The 19074-nt window shown below is 39.4% G+C and carries 15 protein-coding genes and 1 tRNA gene; 6 read left to right on the top strand and 10 right to left on the bottom strand.

Annotated elements, in window-relative coordinates; translation table 11 throughout:
* Positions 1–134 precede the first annotated feature (134 nt).
* The gene (locus ACFFUE_RS09955) at positions 135–3026 is read left to right on the top strand and encodes a reprolysin-like metallopeptidase (protein ID WP_376834945.1); all 2892 of its coding nucleotides are present in this window, start codon (positions 135–137) and stop codon (positions 3024–3026) included.
* Between the two features lie 1105 nt (positions 3027–4131).
* Here ACFFUE_RS09955 and coaE read toward each other — a convergent pair.
* The 3 genes from coaE to ACFFUE_RS09940 form a co-directional block, all read right to left on the bottom strand.
* Positions 4132–4770 carry a dephospho-CoA kinase gene (gene coaE / locus ACFFUE_RS09950; RefSeq protein ID WP_376834943.1) on the bottom strand — a complete coding sequence of 213 codons (639 nt, stop codon included), beginning with the start codon at positions 4768–4770 and terminating at the stop codon, positions 4132–4134.
* Between the two features lie 94 nt (positions 4771–4864).
* Complete coding sequence (locus tag ACFFUE_RS09945) at positions 4865–5731, bottom strand: MBL fold metallo-hydrolase (protein WP_376834941.1); 867 nt, start codon at positions 5729–5731, stop codon at positions 4865–4867.
* 127 nt (positions 5732–5858) lie between these two features.
* Positions 5859–6383 (bottom strand): gamma carbonic anhydrase family protein, encoded by a 525-nt coding sequence (locus tag ACFFUE_RS09940; protein ID WP_376834939.1) that lies wholly within the window; start codon positions 6381–6383, stop codon positions 5859–5861.
* 125 nt (positions 6384–6508) lie between these two features.
* On the opposite strand from ACFFUE_RS09940, the gene ACFFUE_RS09935 reads away from it, so the two are divergent.
* From ACFFUE_RS09935 to ACFFUE_RS09925, 3 genes are all read left to right on the top strand, one after another.
* Positions 6509–7387: a NifU family protein gene (locus tag ACFFUE_RS09935; protein ID WP_376834937.1), complete on the top strand. Its 879-nt coding sequence runs from the start codon at positions 6509–6511 to the stop codon at positions 7385–7387.
* A 30-nt stretch (positions 7388–7417) separates the two neighbouring features.
* Positions 7418–8434, top strand: coding sequence for a ferrochelatase (gene hemH / locus ACFFUE_RS09930; protein WP_376834955.1), 1017 nt, complete (start codon positions 7418–7420; stop codon positions 8432–8434).
* A 288-nt stretch (positions 8435–8722) separates the two neighbouring features.
* Positions 8723–9253 carry an NADPH-dependent FMN reductase gene (locus ACFFUE_RS09925; protein WP_376834935.1) on the top strand — a complete coding sequence of 177 codons (531 nt, stop codon included), beginning with the start codon at positions 8723–8725 and terminating at the stop codon, positions 9251–9253.
* 75 nt (positions 9254–9328) lie between these two features.
* Here the strand turns inward: ACFFUE_RS09925 and hutG are convergent, their stop codons facing one another.
* Entirely contained in the window at positions 9329–10264 is a 936-nt protein-coding gene (gene hutG, locus ACFFUE_RS09920) for a formimidoylglutamase (RefSeq protein WP_376834933.1), read from the bottom strand.
* Positions 10251–11480: an imidazolonepropionase gene (gene hutI, locus ACFFUE_RS09915; protein ID WP_376834931.1), complete on the bottom strand. Its 1230-nt coding sequence runs from the start codon at positions 11478–11480 to the stop codon at positions 10251–10253. Before hutI ends, hutG begins: the two co-directional genes overlap by 14 nt.
* Positions 11481–11629: 149 nt before the next feature.
* On the opposite strand from hutI, the gene ruvB reads away from it, so the two are divergent.
* Both ruvB and ACFFUE_RS09905 read left to right on the top strand, forming a co-directional pair.
* A complete protein-coding gene (ruvB, locus tag ACFFUE_RS09910) occupies positions 11630–12652 on the top strand; it encodes a Holliday junction branch migration DNA helicase RuvB (protein ID WP_327984022.1) in 1023 nt (340 codons plus the stop codon).
* A gap of 60 nt (positions 12653–12712) precedes the next feature.
* Positions 12713–12786: transfer RNA gene (locus ACFFUE_RS09905), tRNA-Ala, on the top strand.
* Between the two features lie 411 nt (positions 12787–13197).
* Here ACFFUE_RS09905 and ACFFUE_RS09900 read toward each other — a convergent pair.
* From ACFFUE_RS09900 to ACFFUE_RS09880, 5 genes are all read right to left on the bottom strand, one after another.
* On the bottom strand, positions 13198–14691 hold the full coding sequence (locus ACFFUE_RS09900; protein ID WP_376834928.1) for a TlpA family protein disulfide reductase: 1494 nt from the start codon (positions 14689–14691) through the stop codon (positions 13198–13200).
* Positions 14692–14824: 133 nt separating this feature from the next.
* Positions 14825–15592 (bottom strand): succinate dehydrogenase/fumarate reductase iron-sulfur subunit, encoded by a 768-nt coding sequence (locus ACFFUE_RS09895; protein ID WP_327984009.1) that lies wholly within the window; start codon positions 15590–15592, stop codon positions 14825–14827.
* A gap of 19 nt (positions 15593–15611) precedes the next feature.
* Entirely contained in the window at positions 15612–16193 is a 582-nt protein-coding gene (locus ACFFUE_RS09890; protein WP_376834926.1) for a hypothetical protein, read from the bottom strand.
* Between the two features lies 1 nt (position 16194).
* Positions 16195–18207 (bottom strand): fumarate reductase/succinate dehydrogenase flavoprotein subunit, encoded by a 2013-nt coding sequence (locus tag ACFFUE_RS09885; protein ID WP_327984008.1) that lies wholly within the window; start codon positions 18205–18207, stop codon positions 16195–16197.
* 12 nt (positions 18208–18219) lie between these two features.
* Positions 18220–18879, bottom strand: a complete 660-nt coding sequence (locus tag ACFFUE_RS09880) for a succinate dehydrogenase cytochrome b subunit (RefSeq protein ID WP_376834924.1) — start codon at positions 18877–18879, stop codon at positions 18220–18222.
* Positions 18880–19074: the final 195 nt, after the last annotated feature.

Below are 19074 nucleotides of genomic sequence, written 5' to 3'. Positions count from 1 at the left end.
ACCATTTTTCATCTTCTAATGCGTATTTTTTTTCTCTTTTTTCTTTTCGCATTAGATACTTGAACTTAGGATGTCCTTCGATGTTAAAAGGTAAATTCTAAATTCCTACCTTTGCCCCCCTGAAAAAACACAAGATGAAATATAAAAGTTTAAGCATTTTATTTTTAATGCTATTCAATTTTTCCTATGCTCAATGGCGAGAAGTTTCTGAAACACAACGGATAGGTAATTGGCCTAATAATAATAGATACTATCATCTGGATATAGCTCAGCTAAAGCAACAACTGAAAAAAGCTACATTAACAGGAAAAAATGCAAAGTCTATTGAGATAAAACTACCTACCGAAGAAGGAACTATAGAACGATTTGCGGTGTATTCGGCTCCCGTAGTAGTGGCAGAGTTGGCGGCTCAGTATGACTTAGGTTCGTATGTGGGAGTGGGGATAGATGACCCTCAAAAATATCTTCGTTTCAGCCTATCGGGGAATGATTTTCAATCGATGGTGATAAAAGGAGGGCAATATCAGTTTATCTCACCACAAGATAAAACCAAAACCATATACATGGTTTCATCTAAGAAAGGAAAAAGCGAGACCCCTTTTGTGTGTTCCACTACCGAATCGGAAACAGCAAAGCAACAAATTCAACAACTTTTTGATAATAATGGTTTGAACCAATGGAACGCTACCAATTTTTCGGTAAGCTCAGACCGTAAGTTTAGAACCTATCGTTTGGCATTATCTACCACGGCAGAATATACCAATTATTTTGGCGGTGTAGCAGGAGCTTTAACGGCAATCAATGCAACCTTAACAAGAGTTAATGGTATTTTTGAAAAAGACTTGGCATTGAGGTTAGAACTTCAAAATTTCCCTCAGCTGATTTATACCAATCCTTCTACCGACCCTTATTCTGATGCTTCTAAGGGTAGTGGTGGAGATTGGAGCTACGAGTTGCAAAAAAATTTAACAGCAACCATCGGAAATGCAGCTTATGATATTGGGCATTTGTTCGGTGCAAGTGGCGGTGGAGGGAACGCTGGGTGTATCGGTTGTGTTTGTAGAAATAATACCTCCAGTGGAAGTTTGGATAAAGGTGCGGGATTTACTTCGCCAGTAGATGGCATCCCTGAAGGCGATACCTTTGATATTGATTTTGTTGCCCACGAAATGGGGCATCAGTTAGGTGCTAATCATACCTTTTCACATAATATAGAAAACACAGGAGTTCAGGTGGAACCAGGTTCAGGCTCTACCATTATGGGATATGCTGGAGTTACAAATTATAATGTACAGAATAATTCCGATGCTTATTTTCACGGGGTGAGCATTGAGCAGATTCTCGCCAATGTGCAGAGTCTATCTTGTGGAACGAGCGTTAATGTGAGCAATACACCTCCAACTATTTCGGCTTTGGCAGGTTATACCATACCACATTCTACAGCTTTTGTATTGGAGGCTGAAGCTTCTGATGCTGAAAATAATACATTAACCTACACTTGGGAGCAAGTAGATAATGCTACTTCTGTGGTAGAAGAAACCAATGGCACCAATACTTCGGGAGCCTCTTTCCGTTCTTTTTCGCCTTCGGAGAATCCTAAAAGATATTTCCCTAAAGAATCTCTAGTGATGGCAGGTGTCTTGACGAGTGTAGCCGAGTGGGAAAGTGTTTCCAAAGTAGCCAGAGAGATGAACTTTAGAGTAACCGTAAGGGATAATCATCCTGTGGCGGAGCAACAACAGGTGAGCTATGCCAACCAAAAAATTACGGTGGGTGTAGATGGGCCTTTTAAGGTGAATACAACGGGGCAGGTATTTTATGCTGGTGTGGCTAATACGCTGTCTTGGGATGTGGTGAATACCAATCTTGCTCCTTATAATGTTTCGGAAGTGAAGATTAGTTATACCACAGATGGCGGACAAGTGTGGAACACATTATTGGAAAGTACGCCCAATGATGGGGCAGAAGCGGTGGTATTGCCAGCGGGACTGAGTAACTCCCAGACTACGCAACTGAAGGTAGAAGCCATAGGCAATGTGTTTTATGCGGTAACCCCAGCTATTAATGTCGTGGAGCCCACTTCGTGTGTTGTTACTGTGCCAGTGGGGATTTTGGTGGAAAATATCACATCAAGCTCTGCTAAAATTTCGTGGAATGAAATTCCTCTAATTTCAAACTATATTTTTGAATATAAAAAACAGAGTGAGTCGGTCTATACTTCGGTATCGCTTCAAGAGGCTACCATTGAATTGAATAACCTTGAAGCCAGTACTCGGTATGATTTCAGAGTGAAAAGCTTGTGCTCTAATTCTGAATCAGATTATACCACGGTGCAAACTTTCCAAACGGCAGTGGTGGGAAATTGTGCTTCTGCATCAGAATCCTCGGCAAATGCCTATATTCAGAGGGTAGAAGTGGAGCGTTTTAGCAATGCCTCTGGTGCTTCTACATATTCTGATTTTACGGGAGACAGCTTTAGAGTATTATATTTGAGCAAAAATGGAACTTCATACAGCATACGCGTTACGCCGAAGCGGGCAGATGCTTCTACGATGGTGAGCGTTGCAGGTTGGATTGATTTTGATGGCGATGGATATTTTACCACATCAGAGCAAATTCTCAATCAGATAGGGACTACAGATACCGAAATCATAGCATCGTTTAGCCTTCCTGAAAATATGATGATAGACGAATCTTTGATGCACAGAATGCGTATCAGCCTTATGGCGGGGAATGATGAGGTGCAGCAGTGCGGTACTTTCAGCTCAGGAGAGGTGGAAGATTATAAAGTAGTTTTCACCAATGAAAATATCCAGGGGATAAAGGTTTATCCTAATCCTTTTGTGGACTATATCAACACCACCAATGTAGCTGATGGCACCGTGTATCAGTTGTATGACGCTTCGGGAAGGCTGTTGCACACGGGGAAAGTGATGCTTAATAAAATCAACCTTTCTCATCTTCTACGAGCAACTTATATTCTAAAAATAGGCAATGAAAAGGGCGTAAAAATCATTAAACAATAAAACGAAAATAGGCTGATGGTTTCATTAGTCTATTTTTTTTATTCCTCGGAAGAGAAAATAAAGTACTCGGGAAACAATATCAAGTGCTCGGAAAGGAATATTAAGTACTCGGAAAGGAATATTAAGAGCTCGGGAAAGAATATTAAGTACTCGGAATAAGAGATAAAGTGCTCGGGAAACAATATTAAGTACTCGGAAAGGAAAATCAAGTACTCGGGAAAGAATATTAAGTACTCGGGAATAGAAATTCAACACTTGTTTATAAAACTTTTCTCCCCTTTGGGGGACAGGGGGATTTCAACGCTTGTTTATTTTTAGACGCGTATTGTTCCGTGCTTATTATTTCAATAGGGTCGGGTTTTAACCCGACTTTTGATATGGTTTTTCCTAAAGGCTTTAGCCAAATTAAAAATCTTACGAGAGTTAGCATTATTCCGCACGGGAGATGATATCAATTTTCGGCTAAAGCCTTTTCTCATAAAACGGCGTAGAATGGGCTAAAGCCCAATCCTATTGATATGATATATTTTGTAAGATTACACAGCGTTTAATCTAAACGAAATGTATCTTTTTTCGCACTCACCGATAAGCCCATTTTCAATAGGGTCGGGTTTTAACCCGACTTTTGATATGGTTTTCTAAAGGCTTTAGCCAAATTAAAAATCTTACGAGAGTTAGCACTATTCCGCACGGGAGATGATGTTAATTTTCGGCTAAAGCCTTTTCTCATAAAACGACGTAGAATGGGCTAAAGCCCAATCCTATTGATATGATATATTTTGTAAGATTACACAGCGTTTAATCTAAACGAAATGTATCTTTTTTCGCACTCACCGATAAGCCCATTTTCAATAGGGTCGGGTTTTAACCCGACTTTTGATATGGTTTTTCCTAAAGGCTTTAGCCAAATTAAAAATCTTACGAGAGTTAGCCCTATTCCAAACGGGAGATGATATCAATTTTTGGCTAAAGCCTTTTCTCATAAAACGGCATAGAATGGGCTAAAATCCTATTGAAAATTGAAGACTATGTCATTTTTTCAAATGCGGAATCTGGAGTAAAAGAAAAAAGGCTAACCTCTGACAATCAGGATTAGCCTTTAATATTACGCTTCAATCTCTTGGATGAGTTGATGAATGGTGCGTTCTGTTTCAGATTGCAATTCTGGGAGTCCACCATTATTATAGATGATATAATCTGCCTTTCGGATTTTATCTTTTTCAGGCATTTGCTGGTTCATAATCGCCTCCACCTCCCGATAAGTTTTCCCATCTCTATCCATCACTCTTTTGATGCGGAGGTTATCTTCTGCGGTAATCAGAATAGATTTGTAGCAATTTTGGTTCAAGTTCAGTTCAAACAGCAGAGCGGTTTCTTTGAAGACCAATTCTGCGGTCTGCTGGGAAATCCATTGCTCAAAATCCACCTTTACAGCAGGGTGAATCAGGGCATTAAGGTCTGATAGCAATGCACTATTTTCAAAAACCTGACTGGCAACCCATTTTCTATTGTATTGTCCATCGGCATTGTACGCATTTTCGCCCAGTAGTTCTATGATTTTCATTTTTAGGGCTTTGTCATCATTTACAATGTCTTTTGCCCGAACATCAGAATAATAAATAGGAAATCCCATAGCTTCTATAAACTGTGCCACGGTAGATTTTCCTGAGCCGATGCCGCCTGTAAGTCCTATAATCCTCGGGACGGGCTCTGGTGATTGGGTTTCACCTCCTGTTTCTTCCATAATTTAGTTTTATTAAAAAATTAAATACCGAACAAATATACTTAAAATTTGGATATAACTTTAAAGTGATTTAAAAATAAATCGGATTAGGATGTTAATACCCAAACACTTCATTAAAACTAAAAGTTTCATCAAGGCGAACGCCTTTTTCGGTCATTTTCAGAGATGCCAATTCGTGGTGAGCATCGTGCTCCAAGAAGAGCAGGTAATCATTTTCCACGCATTGTTTTAGGAATTTATCTTTCTCTTCCATTGTGAGGAGTGGGCGGGTATCGTAGCCCATCACATAGACCAACGGGATATGCCCTGTGGTAGGGATGAGGTCGGCAGCAAAGACAATGGTTTTCTCTTGGTATTGGATTACGGGAAGCATTTGTTTCTCCGTGTGTCCATCTACGAAAATCACATCCATTTTTAAATCTGGTGCAAAGCCATAATTACCCGTTTTCGGCAGGGGAAGAAAGTTGAGCTGTCCACTTTCTTGAATAGGAAAGATATTTTCTTTTAAGAAGCTGGCTTTTTCTCTTGGATTGGGGTTGGTAGCCCAGTCCCAATGGTTTTCATTGGTCCAAAACTGTGCGTTTTTAAAGGCTGGTCGGTAACCCGTTTTATCATCATTCCATTCAATAGCACCACCGCAATGGTCAAAATGGAGGTGGGTAAGGAAAACATCGGTAATATCTTCTTTTACAAAGCCATATTTTGCTAAGTTTTTCTCCAAAGAATCATCACCATAGAGGGAATAATGTCCAAAGAATTTATCATCTTGTTTGTTTCCCAAGCCACAATCTACCAAGATGAGTTTTTTACCATCTTCTATCAGTAGGGAGCGCATCCCGAGGTCTATAAGGTTTTTATCATCAGCGGGATTGGTCTTTTGCCATAGAGATTTGGGAACTACGCCAAACATTGCTCCACCATCCAGCTTAAAATTTCCACATTGTATAGGATATAGTTTCATTTTTAGATTTTATTAAAATTAGACTTTGGCTAAGATACGAAAATAATTCTCATCGAATTACACAATATCCTTTATGCCGTAAGCATTAAGATTTTTCTACTGCGTCATCTGGTTTAAAGTTTTTTCTCTATTCCCCTTCCTCTTTATACCATCCAGAGTATTTCACATAGTTATTAGCAATGCGGTTTACCTCGCCCTCCAAAAGGTCTGGAGAAATATCTTTGATTTTCTTAGCTGGAATGCCTCCCCACACTTCTCCTGACTTAATGTGCGTTCCTTGCGTCACTACCGAGCCCGCACCTACAATGGAATTGCTCTCTACCACACAAGCATCCATCACAATAGCCCCCATACCTATCAGTACATTATCGTGTAATGTGCAGCCGTGTACTATAGCATTATGCCCTATGGAAACATTATTCCCGATATTGAGAGGATGTTTCTGATAAGTGCAATGTAACATAGCGTTGTCTTGCACATTCACTTTGTTTCCCATTTTAATATAATGCACATCACCGCGGATAACGGCATTGTACCACACACTGCACTGTGCCCCCATTGTAACATCTCCAATGATGGTAGCCGTTTCTGCAACGAAGGTGTCCTCACCTATCTGAGGCGTTTTCCCTAAAAGTTCTCTGATAATAGCCATACTATTTATTTTTTTTGAAAATTTTGATTCGTGAATATAAAATTTAACAGATAGAAAATATCTAATCTTTATACCCTTAGTTCTAAGTTCTAATCCGTATTTTTGTCGTTCAAATTTAAGAAAAAATGAGACAAATCATTATAGAACCCACTGCAAATCCTAAGGTGATGAAATTCATTGCCGATTATACCCTTATCCCAGGGTCTTTGGAACTAGACAGAACTTCCGATGTATCAGAGATTCCTCTCGCTCAGGAGTTGTTCAACTATCCCTTTGTAGAGAAAATATTCATCACTGCCAATTTTGTTGCTGTAGCGAAAGAAGACCTCGTAGAGTGGGATATGGTGGCAGAAAACCTTAAAAATGTGATTGAAGACCAACTTCTAGAAAACCCTAGAATCTACAAACAAAAGAAAAAAGAACTCTTCCCTATCTATGCGGAAATGACGCCCAACCCTGCGGTGATGAAGTTTGTATCACAAAGATTCATCGTAGAGGGGTTTATAGAAGTGAAGAATAGAGATGAGGCCGAAGAGATTCCTTTAGCCAAAGCTATTTTAGATGAATTTGAATTTGCTAAAGAAATTTTCATTTCGGATAACTTTGTGGCAGTTACAAGGGACAATTCTGTCCAATGGCACGAAGTGATGGTTCCCATGAGAGGCTTTATTGCAGAGTATCTACAACAGGGCAATAAGGTATCCAACATCGAACCTCAGAAACACGAGAACCCTGTTGAAAAACTCATCAACAGAGAATATACCGAAGAGGAACAAAAGATTTCTGATATTCTGAATGAATATGTAGCACCAGCTGTAGAGAATGATGGTGGGAAAATCTCTCTATTAGAATACGATAAAGACACCAAAACCGCCAAAATGCTCTTGCAAGGTGCCTGCTCTGGCTGCCCAAGTTCTACCGCTACCCTCAAAGGTGGGATAGAAAATGTCCTAAAACAATTCTTACCAGATTTGGTAGAACAAGTAGAAGCCGTAAATGGCTAATGCCCCATTGATAATAACAATTATAACAACATTATGAAAAAAGGAATCCTCCTCGTTAATCTCGGTTCACCAAAATCTACCAGCGTAGAAGATGTAAAAGAATACTTAGATGAGTTTTTGATGGACGAGAAAGTCATAGATTACCGTTGGTTTTTCCGAGCCCTATTGGTGCGTGGCATCATCCTGAAAACAAGACCTCAAAAATCCGCAGAAGCCTACAAAACGGTATGGACAGACGAAGGCTCTCCCCTCATCGTGATTACAAAAAAAATCCAAAAGAAACTTCAAAAACTAGTAAGCGTACCCGTAGAAATAGGGATGCGATACGCAGAACCCAGCATACAGAGTGGCATTCAAAAACTGGTAGACCAAGGCGTTACAGACATCGTCCTCTTCCCGCTATACCCTCAGTATGCTATGAGCACCACAGAGACCGTTGTAGATAAAGCAGAGGAAGTCCGCAAGAGATTTTTCCCAGAGGTGAATATAAAATATATACCACCGTTTTACAACAAAGACTTATACATAGATTGCCTCGCCGAAAGCATTCGCGAGAAACTCCCTGAGCAATTTGATGCCTTGCAGTTTTCTTATCACGGTGTTCCCGAAAGGCATATCTACAAAACCGATAAAAGTAAAACTTGCCGACTGGATAATGAAACCTGCAACCATAGCACCAATGAGCTCCACAACCAGCTATGCTATAGACATCAGTGCTACAAAACTACCGAACTGGTAGCAGAGAAACTAGGACTTCCTAAGGAAAAAGTCTTGGTAACCTTCCAATCCAGATTAGGAAAAGACAAATGGATAGAACCTTACACCGATGAGACTTTGGAACAACTTCCCCAAAGGGGCGTTAAAAATCTAGCCATCGTTTGCCCTGCTTTTGTATCAGATTGTTTAGAAACCTTAGAAGAAATTGCAGAGGAAGGCAAGGAGGAATTTCTACACGCTGGCGGTGAGCGGTTCCATTATCTCCCTTGTCTTAACGATGAAGACCGATGGATACAGGTGGTAAAAGCCCTCTGCGAAGAGCAATTATAAGGAGAGAACCAACTAATTTCTATACCCGAATACTTTATCTTTTCAGCCATAAAATGGATACACGCTATCCCCTTTCAGCAAAGGGTTTGGAAGGAGCTAAAAATTCTCCCGAGAGTTTTTCCAAATTCTCCCGAGAGTTTTCTTGAAATCTCCCGAGAGTTTTTCCGAAATCTCCCGAGAGTTTTTCTGAAGTCTCCCGAGAGTTTTTATCCTTTGATAAAGACAAAGCATTTTTAACCTCATTAAGCTTACAAAAAAATCATCATTAATTAATAACATTATACACCTATGAAAATTTTAGCCTTTGCGGGAAGCACTTCCCAACACTCTATTAATAAACAATTGGTAAACTATGCCGCTTCCCTATTTAGCTGGCATCGTGTAGAGGTTTTAGACCTCAATGATTATGAAATGCCCATTTACTGCATTGATAAAGAAACCCAGCACGGCATACCACAGCCTGCATTAGATTTTGCAGCCAAAGTAGATGATGCAGATTTTATTTTGCTTTCCTTGGCAGAGTATAATGGGGCTTATACCACAGCATTCAAAAACATTTTTGATTGGATTTCTAGAGTGCCCAATAGAAAAGCGTGGGGCGAGAAACCAATGCTACTAATGGCCACTTCACCTGGGGCAAGAGGTGGTGCTAGCGTGCTAGATATTGCTAAAAACAGATTTCCTCACAATGGTGCAGAGGTAGTGGACACCTTCTCACTTCCTTCTTTTGGTAGCCATTTTGATAGCGAGAAACAATGCATCTCCAATCCAGAGAAAGACGAAGAGCTTAAAGCCATTGTTGCAAAAATTATAGGATAAAATAAATTGCTCTCTACGAAAAACGCTCGGGTTTTCCAATGAAAATCCGAGCGTTTTATCACTTATCTCAATCATTTAATCTTCTCTATGGTGGTGCATCAGCCATTCGTTTACAAGGCTTCCTGCCAATCTTGCTGTGATTTCATTGGTGTCATATAACGGATTTACCTCTGCTACATCCATTGCTTTTAGCTTTTCTTCTTTCAGAATATGCCTAAACATCATCATAAAAACAGCGTCTGCCTGCAAGCCATTATACGCCAAAGCCGATACGCCTGGTGCTATCGCTGCATTGAAAACATCCATACAAACTGTAAGATACACGACATCCATTGCTTCAAAAAAAGCATTGATTTTCTGATAAACCGATGGAAGATTTTCAAAAAACAGTTCGTCTGCCAAGATGTATTGCATTCCCAATTGGTGGGCAGTATCAAAAAGTTTCAGTGTATTAGAGTTTCTCTGTATCCCAATGTGTAGGGAATGAAGCTCCCCTTCCTGAGCAATTTGCCAAAACCCCGTACCAGAACTCGCTCCCACAGAAGCCTCTATAGCCCTATTATCAAAATGAGCATCTATATTAATAATCCCAATTTTCTTATCAGGAAAAGCCTTTTTAATCCCAGAATAATGAGCGTAAGTTACCTCGTGCCCTCCACCTAATACAATGGTTCTCCCCCCTGCTTCTAATATCTTTCCCGATAGAGATGCCAGATTCTCCTGTGCTTCCTCCAAAGCCTGATTAACACATACAATGTTACCAAAATCTCTCAATACCAAATCGGTATGCACCACAGGGAAGTTGGACATATTTCTTCTAATCACATCAGGAGCATCTTTTGCCCCTACCCTTCCTTTGTTTCTCCTTACGCCTTCATCTACTGCAAAGCCAATAATCACAAAGTCTTTGGGAGAAACTTCGTTTTCAAAACTGATGTTCTGAAATAATCTCTGATGCAATGCTCCTTCGCCATCATTACGCCCTGCCCAGCATTCTTTATAATCTTTCATAGCTTTTATCTCCATTGATGAATACTTGAGATGGTAGCAACATCCCTTGTTTGTAAAGAATATTTTGATAGTTATCCGTAGGGTACGCTACAAAATCCGCTTTCATACCTTCAGTTAAAACCCCTCTATCGGATAGCCCCAAAGCATAAGCCGCCCTGAAAGTAAGCCCCGCCAAAACTTCTGCTGTAGATAGTTTTTGGTAAGTTGCCAAAATAGAGGCTTGGGTCAGAAGATTTCCCATAGGTGCCGAACCAGGGTTCCAATCGCTGGCAATCGCCAAAATGGCTCCCGCATCTAAGAGTTTCCTTGCAGGGGTGAAAGGCTCTCCTAAGCCTACGCTGGCTCCTGGTAATGCCACGGCTACCGTCTGGGACTGGGCTAGAAATTCAATATCTTCATCTGCCGTGGCTTCCAGATGATCGGCAGATTTTGCTCCTACCTCTACGGCTATGCGTGAGCTTCCTGCGGTAAATTGGTCAGCGTGAACGGTAATATCAAAGCCCATTTCCTTCGCTTTCAATAAGAAATTTTTGCTTTCCTCTGGCTGAAATGCCGATTTTTCTATAAAAATATCTACCCTATCCGAAAGGTGTTCTTCTTTTACTTTGGGCAAGATTTCATCAAGAATGAATTGTAAATATTCAGCATTATTTCCTTCAAAATCTTTTGGTTTGGTGTGAGCCGCCAAACAAGTGCTTACCAAAGTAGCAGAAGTTTTCCCTTGGGCTTTTTTTATCACGCTTAGCATTTTCAGCTCATCTTCTAGGGTGAGCCCATAGCCAGATTTTATCTCAATAGTGGTAATACCCAATTGTACTAGAGCATTAATCCTTTCTAAAACAGAAGTCAAAAGCTCTTCTTCGCTGGCATTTCTGGTATGCACCACAGAACTCCAAATACCGCCACCCGCAGCCGCTATTTCCAAATAGGTTTTTCCTGCATTACGCATTGCAAAATCATTGGCTCTATTCCCTCCAAAGCAAATGTGCGTATGGCAATCTACAAAGGCTGGTAGTGCCACTTGCTCGCCATCTATCTCACAAAGCTCGGTAGCATTAGGCTTCAAAGTTTCAAAATCTCCTATGGATTTTATCTTACCTTGATGTACTAAGATTCCTGCGTTTTCTATAATTTGTAGGGCATCGTCTGAGATTTTTCCCCTAAGAGAAAGCCCTTTCATCGTAACGATTTGTTTAAAAGGTCCTATTAATTTCATTCCGTAAATTTAATATTTCTGTATAGAAGAAAAAAATAAAATTTTATTTCCTCGTTGTCCTTCACTGTTCTCCTCATTTTCCTCCGAAAAGCATTTGCTTACTAAAATTAAAATCCTTTACTTTGACTTCGCAAAAGTGATTAAAAAAAATGCCAGATTTTCTACATCCCGATAAGGAAAACTACTCCCGAGAAGAACTTCTACAAGAGGAAAAAATCCGTCCGCAAAGCTTTGATGATTTTGCAGGACAAAGGAAAACAATGGATAATCTGGAAGTCTTTGTAGCCGCTGCTAAGAACAGAGGCAGCTCATTAGACCATACCTTATTGCACGGCCCTCCGGGATTGGGAAAAACCACACTTGCCCACATCATTGCCAATGAACTGGGCGTTAATTGCAAGGTTACCTCTGGGCCTGTGCTGGATAAACCTGGCAGTTTGGCAGGATTGCTCACCAATTTAGAAGAGAATGATGTTCTTTTCATTGATGAAATTCACCGTTTATCTCCCGTGGTAGAGGAATATCTCTATTCTGCAATGGAAGATTTCAAAATTGATATAATGCTGGAAACAGGTCCCAATGCCCGTTCGGTACAGATTGGCTTAAATCCATTCACCTTAGTAGGGGCTACCACCCGAAGTGGAATGCTCACCAAACCGATGTTGGCAAGATTTGGGATTCAATGCCGATTAGAATACTATAATATTGAACTGCTCTCTACCATTATCCAAAGAAGTGCAAGGGTTTTAGGGGTTCCTATCTACGAAGATGCGGCCATAGAAATTGCCAGAAGAAGCCGTGGAACACCGAGGATAGCCAATGCTTTGCTTCGCCGTGTAAGAGACTTTGCCGAAATCAAAGGTAATGGAGAAATAGAACTAAAAATCACGCAGTTTGCCCTCAACTCTCTGAATGTAGATGAGTTTGGACTTGATGAAATGGATAATAAGATAATGCGGGTGATGATAGAAAACTTTAAGGGGCGGCCTGTAGGCATCTCTGCTCTAGCAACATCCATTGGTGAAAACCCAGAGACTCTGGAGGAAGTCTATGAGCCGTTTCTCATTCAGGAAGGTTTTATCATCCGTACACCACGAGGGAGAGAAGTTACAGAAAAAGCCTATAAACACCTGAATCTGCACCGCCCTAAAAACTTGGGTGAACTTTTTTAAACAAAATATAAAGCAAATTCTTTCGAGAGTTTTTTCTTTTTCGTAAGTTTGCACCGCAAAGGGGAATTGGCGCAGTTGGCTAGCGCGTTTGACTGGCAGTCAAAAGGTCACGGGTTCGAATCCCGTATTCTCCACAAGTCACACTAATTAACAATTAGTTATAACCAATAGGGACTAAATTAGGGACTACCAATTTGGTTCCTTTTCATTTTAATATAATGGATATTAAGTTCTTTCCTATATTATCTCCTTCATAAATCCAGCTCCTCTCCCACCTCCTTTATCAAATTGAGCAATCATTATTTTTTAAATATTTAAGTTTTCAGCGGCTTATAAAGCACAATTTAGAACTTTTTTTAAATTTTACCAACTCTTATGTGTTGGTAAAAACCTAGCCAAGAGTTGTGTAACTCTTGGCTATATTTTTATTCTCAAGTAAATATAAGAGTCCTTTTCAATTTTTATAGTAAATCAAGAGGGGTTCAACACTGTATAACAACCTATTTCGGTAAAATTTAACAGACTCTGAAAAGACTATTATTTTCTTATTTTTTAGGAGCATCTGGCACTATCATCTGAGGGATTTCTGGTGCAGGGGCTGGTTTAGGAGCTACTACTCCAGATAGCTTAGATAGAGCTTCCACCAATTCTGGGTCTCCTAAGTTGAAATAAGGTCTTCCATAAAGTTTTCCGTCCTTATCCAAGATGATATAGCTTGGCAGCTTGAATCCGTATAGACCAAAGGCTTTGGCTGCATTAGCGTTAATTCCACCTTTTACCCAATATTGAGTTCCTGCAAAACCTTTCAATAGGGCGTTGCTTGTTTTTAGAAACTGCTCATTGGTATCATCCAGATTGACATAGGCGTAGTTCAGTTGATCTTTATAAAAATCAGTAACTTCTTTCAAAACAGGCACTGTGGTCATCGCTATATTAGGATTCCAAGAAGCGTAGAATAGTACCAAAGTAGGTTTTCCTTTTAGAGAAGAAAGAGATAAAGATTTTCCTTCTTTGTTCATTACGCTTAGGTTAGGTTTAGTCCCAGCTTTATAGCCCATTAAGACTTCTTGTAAAGCCTTCAAATCTTTCTTGATTTCAGAATTGGTGATGTTTTCATCTATCAATTTCCCAATTTTATCATAGTGCTTTACATTCATAAAGTTGAGGTCAGATTGAGCCAAAACATAAGCGTAGAAATAGTTTTTCTCCGTAGAAGAAAGGTCTTTTCTCGTTTTTAAATAATTTCCAAAAACCTCTGATAAAAGCGGTTGTTCCTTAGGATTTTGAGGCAGTGTTGCCACATATTTTTGAAAATCAGGATTCAATTTATTCAGCTGATATTCTCTGTACATTGGATAGTTTCTAATCAGCCTATTATTATATTTTCTAAGTTTCTTTTTTAGTTTTTTAAAATCTTCAGAAACTTTAAATTTAGGGTTAGCCGTTGCCATAGCGTGGTTTTCTTCATAGCCATCTAGCAAACCTAGAAGTCTGGCAAGTGATTCCTCTTTTTTGTACTGCAAAGCATCATCTGTAGCATTGAATTTTTTAGCATTATCCTCTATCAGTTTGTAGATATCGTCTTTAATTTTATCAAAGCTTGCGATGAAATCTTTCTCTTTCTTCTGAATAAGTTCATTCATTTGAATTTTAGAAGCATAGGTTTCAAATCCTTTCTGAGCCTCTTTTAGGAAGTCGTTATTAGCCTTAGCATCTCCTGTAATGGTAAGCTCTACAGGAAAGTTTTGAGCATCACCAGAAAGCTGCAATAGCTGCCCTTTTTTCAGATAAATCATATTGGTTTTTCCAGCGAAGGAAATCACATACATACCATTTTTAGGAGCATCAAAACTGCCGGAAAATTCGCCATTGTTGCTCAATCCCAAATTCACCAGCGGTAGAGTTCCCACACCAGAAGATTCTATAATCTCTAAGCGTTCCAGAGGGTTGGCACCTGAGATTTTTCCTTTTACTTCTACTTTTTTAGAACACGAAACGGCAAAGATTGCCATCAAGAATAGTAAGAAATATTTTTTCATTGTTGATTTTTAAAACTTTACAAAAATAAGATTTTCAATTCTTTAAAAGAAATGAAATGATAAAATTTGTGAAAAGATTAACACGAAAAAACATCTCCCGAAGAAGATGTTTTTTCAAAATGTGGTATTAAGATTATCCTTTATCTACCAAAGCCGCCATATACTCGCGGTTCATTCTTGCGATGTTTTCTAGAGAAATACCTTTAGGGCATTCTACTTCGCAAGCACCTGTATTAGAGCAGTTTCCGAAGCCTTCTTCATCCATTGTCTTCACCATATTCAGTACTCTTCTTTGGGCTTCCACTCTACCTTGTGGCAATAGGGCAAACTGAGAGACCTTAGCCCCTACGAAAAGCATTGCAGAGCCATTTTTACAGGTCGCTACGCACGCACCACAACCGATACAAGCCGCTGCGTCCATTGCTTTATCAGCATCTTCTTTCGGTACCGGTATCGCGTTGGCATCCAGAGTGTTTCCAGAAGTGTTCACAGAGATGAAACCACCTGCTGCCATTATTCTATCAAAAGCACTTCTATCTACCACCAAGTCTTTAATCACTGGGAAAGCCGCACTTCTCCAAGGCTCAATAGTGATGGTTTCACCATCTTTGAACATTCTCATATGAAGCTGGCAAGTGGTGATACCTGTATCTGGACCGTGTGCTCTACCATTGATGTAGAGTGAACACATACCGCAGATTCCTTCTCTACAGTCGTGGTCGAACGCTACGGGTTCTTTACCTTCATTTACCAAGTTTTCGTTTAGAATATCCAACATTTCCAAGAAAGAAGAATCTGGGGAAACATCAGAGATTTTATAAACTTCAAACTGTCCTTTTGTTTTATTGTTTTTCTGTCTCCAAATTTTCAGAGTCAGATTAAGTCCTTTTTTTGCACTCATTTTCTATACTTTTTGGAGATTAATTTTCTTTAATGGGTTTATCAGCATTTTCAAAATTCCAATTAGGCTCTAGAATTTTTATTTTAGATGATTCTTTCTGTTTCAAATCAGCATATTTCTCAAGCCCTTTTCTGATATTTTCAGACTTATCCCCACTATTATCAATTGATTCCTGTTCTTTAGTATTTTTTATAATTTGATAAAAATATTTTTTATCTTTAAATTCATTGGGATTCAAAGGTTTCAAGTTAACACCAGCAACAAACATTCCCATCTGTCCCTCCGCAACTAAAACATAAGTTTTATTTGGTTCTAAATTAGCTTCCACATAATCTCTATTTTCAGATGTTGCCCAAAACAAATGTTCTCCTGGTTCACATTCATATACTATATATTTCATACCAGTTAACACTCCCAAGAACTTGTCCTTATCGTAAATCCTAAAGTTTACCAAAGGTCCAGCCCCTGTTTTAGATATATAAACTAAAGACTTGCCTTCACTTGGCTTCTTGATTTCCTGCTTTACAACCTTTTGCGAAAACAACAATGTTGTTCCAATAAAAAATGCAAAAAGCAATACCAATCTCTGTAAACTTTTCATATTATTTATAACTTCTTGTTTTCACTTCGATATTTTCGTAAACTAAGTCTTCTTTGTGCATTACCTCAGCGTTGATATCAGCTCCTTTATATTCCCAAGCGGCAACATATTTGAAGTTTTCATCATCTCTTTCGGCTTCTCCATCTGGTGTAGCGTGATCCCAACGGAAGTGTCCACCGCAGCTTTCTTTTCTATTAAGAGCGTCAATTGCCATTAGCTGACCAAGCTCCAAGAAGTCTGCTACACGGAAAGCTTTTTCTAGCTCTGTATTCATACCATTATTATCGCCTGGTACTTTTACATTTTTCCAGAATTCATTTCTTACTTCTTCAATCTCCTTAATGGCTTCTTGCAATCCTTCTGGAGTTCTACCCATACCTACTTTATTCCACATAATGTGTCCTAGTTTCTTATGGAAATAATCTACGGAGTGTGTTCCGTTGTTATTCAAGAAGAAGTCAATCTTTTCTTTAATGCCTTTTTCCGCTTCTTCAAACGCTGGTGAGTCTGTAGGAATTGCTCCTGTACGGATGTCAGCAGACAAATAATCTGCAATAGTATAAGGCAATACGAAGTAACCATCTGCTAAACCTTGCATCAATGCAGAAGCTCCAAGTCTATTAGCTCCGTGGTCTGAGAAGTTGGCCTCGCCAATTACGAAACATCCTGGGATGGTGGACATCAGGTTGTAATCTACCCAAACGCCTCCCATAGTGTAGTGTACCGCAGGGTAAATCTTCATTGGCGTTACATAAGGGTCGTCTGCTGTAATTTTCTCATACATTTGGAATAGGTTTCCGTATTTCTCTTCCACCCATTTTTTACCCAAATCGTAGATCTGTTGTTGAGAAGGATTGTGAATATTTTTCTCCGTAGCTGCTTCTTTACCTTTTTTCATAATTTCGGTAGAGAAGTCTAGGAAAACGCCTTCTTTCGTATCATTATTTTCGATACCATATCCAGCATCACATCTTTCTTTGGCTGCTCTAGACGCCACATCACGAGGTACTAAGTTACCAAATGCCGGATATCTTCTTTCAAGATAGTAATCTCTATCTTCTTCTTTTACATTTTCAGGTTTCAATTTCCCTTCGCGGATGGCTACTGCATCTTCAATGTTTTTAGGCACCCAAATTCTTCCTGAGTTACGAAGAGACTCAGACATCAAAGTCAGTTTTGATTGTTGAGTTCCGTGTACTGGGATACAAGTTGGGTGAATTTGTACATAGCAAGGGTTGGCAAAGAAAGCTCCTTTTTTGTGGATTTTCCAAGCTGCAGAAACATTAGAACCCATTGCGTTGGTAGAAAGGAAATATACATTTCCGTATCCTCCAGAGGCGATAACCACAGCGTGAGCAGAATGTCTTTCAATCTCTCCTGTTACAAGGTTTCTTACGATAACCCCTCTGGCTTTGCCATCTACAATTACCAAGTCCATCATCTCGTGGCGGTTGTACATCTTGATACGCCCTTTACCAATCTGACGGCTCATTGCAGAGTAAGCTCCTAGAAGCAATTGCTGACCTGTTTGTCCTTTTGCATAGAAAGTTCTTTTTACCTGAACCCCACCGAAAGAACGGTTGTCTAGCTGCCCTCCGTATTCTCTACCAAAAGGAACCCCTTGTGCCACACATTGGTCTATGATATTGGCAGAAACCTCTGCCAAACGATATACATTGGCCTCTCTAGCACGGTAGTCACCACCTTTGATAGTATCATAGAATAGTCTGTATGTAGAGTCGCCATCACCTTGATAGTTTTTAGCTGCGTTGATACCTCCTTGAGCCGCAATAGAGTGAGCTCTTCTTGGAGAATCTTGGTAGCAAAATGCCTTTACATTATAGCCTTGCTCTGCTAGCGTAGCAGCGGCAGAACCACCTGCTAAACCAGTACCTACAACAATAATATCTATTTTGTCGCGGTTGTTTGGTGCAACAAGGTTCATATGATCTTTATGATTTTTCCACTTATCCTTTAGAGGACCAGCTGGTATTTTTGAATCTAATTTGCTCATATTAATTGGATATTAAAGTTGAGATACATAATGAAAAATTGCAACGAAAATAAAGCCTGCAGGAATCAAAATAGAATACCAATTCCCGAATGCTTTAATTACTGGAGTGTACTTAGGATGTCTGGCTCCCACAGATTGGAAAGAAGATTGGAAACCGTGAGCCAAGTGAAGTCCTAAAAGCACAAAACAAAGGATGTAGAACCCTACTCTCCAAAGCTCTGTAAACTTCTCTTGCAAGTGCTCAAAATCAGTTTCACCGTGCCCTCCGTCAAAATAGTTTTTGGAGATGGTAGGCACCCAGAAATCTAACAAGTGAAGCACCAAAAACGCTAAAACTACACCACCAGAAATCAACATATTTCTGGACATCCATGTAGAGTTTGCGGCTCCATTGTTCACTGCGTACTTCACGGGTCTTGCTTTGTTGTTTTTCATTTCCAAAACAAATCCCATCACGAAGTGGAATAATACTGCAAAAAGAAGAATCGGCTGCATCAGAAACTGAACTACAGGATTGCTTCCCATAAAATGTGACGCCTCATTGAATGCATCCTCGCTGAAAACCGAGATAAGATTCACTGAAAGGTGCATCACAAGAAAAACCAGCAAAAACATTGCAGACAATGCCATTGCGTACTTTCTACCGATTGTAGAACTCGTTAAACCTGCCATAAATTTTAATTTTTATTCTTTTGATTTGAATTTTCACAAATTTAGAAAAATGTTAATAAATCTTAAAGTGAGAATTGTCAGAATTTTATAGTTTATATTATTTCTAAATAAGAATGGAGCAAATTTTAAGGGCAGAATTTAAAGTTTAAAGCGGATAATATTTTGATTATAAATTAATTTCAAATCCTTAATTCT

It is taken from the genome of Bergeyella porcorum (genome assembly GCF_042427575.1).
In the GTDB taxonomy this organism is placed as follows: domain Bacteria; phylum Bacteroidota; class Bacteroidia; order Flavobacteriales; family Weeksellaceae; genus Bergeyella; species Bergeyella porcorum.
This window is presented reverse-complemented; position numbering and strand designations above follow the sequence as displayed.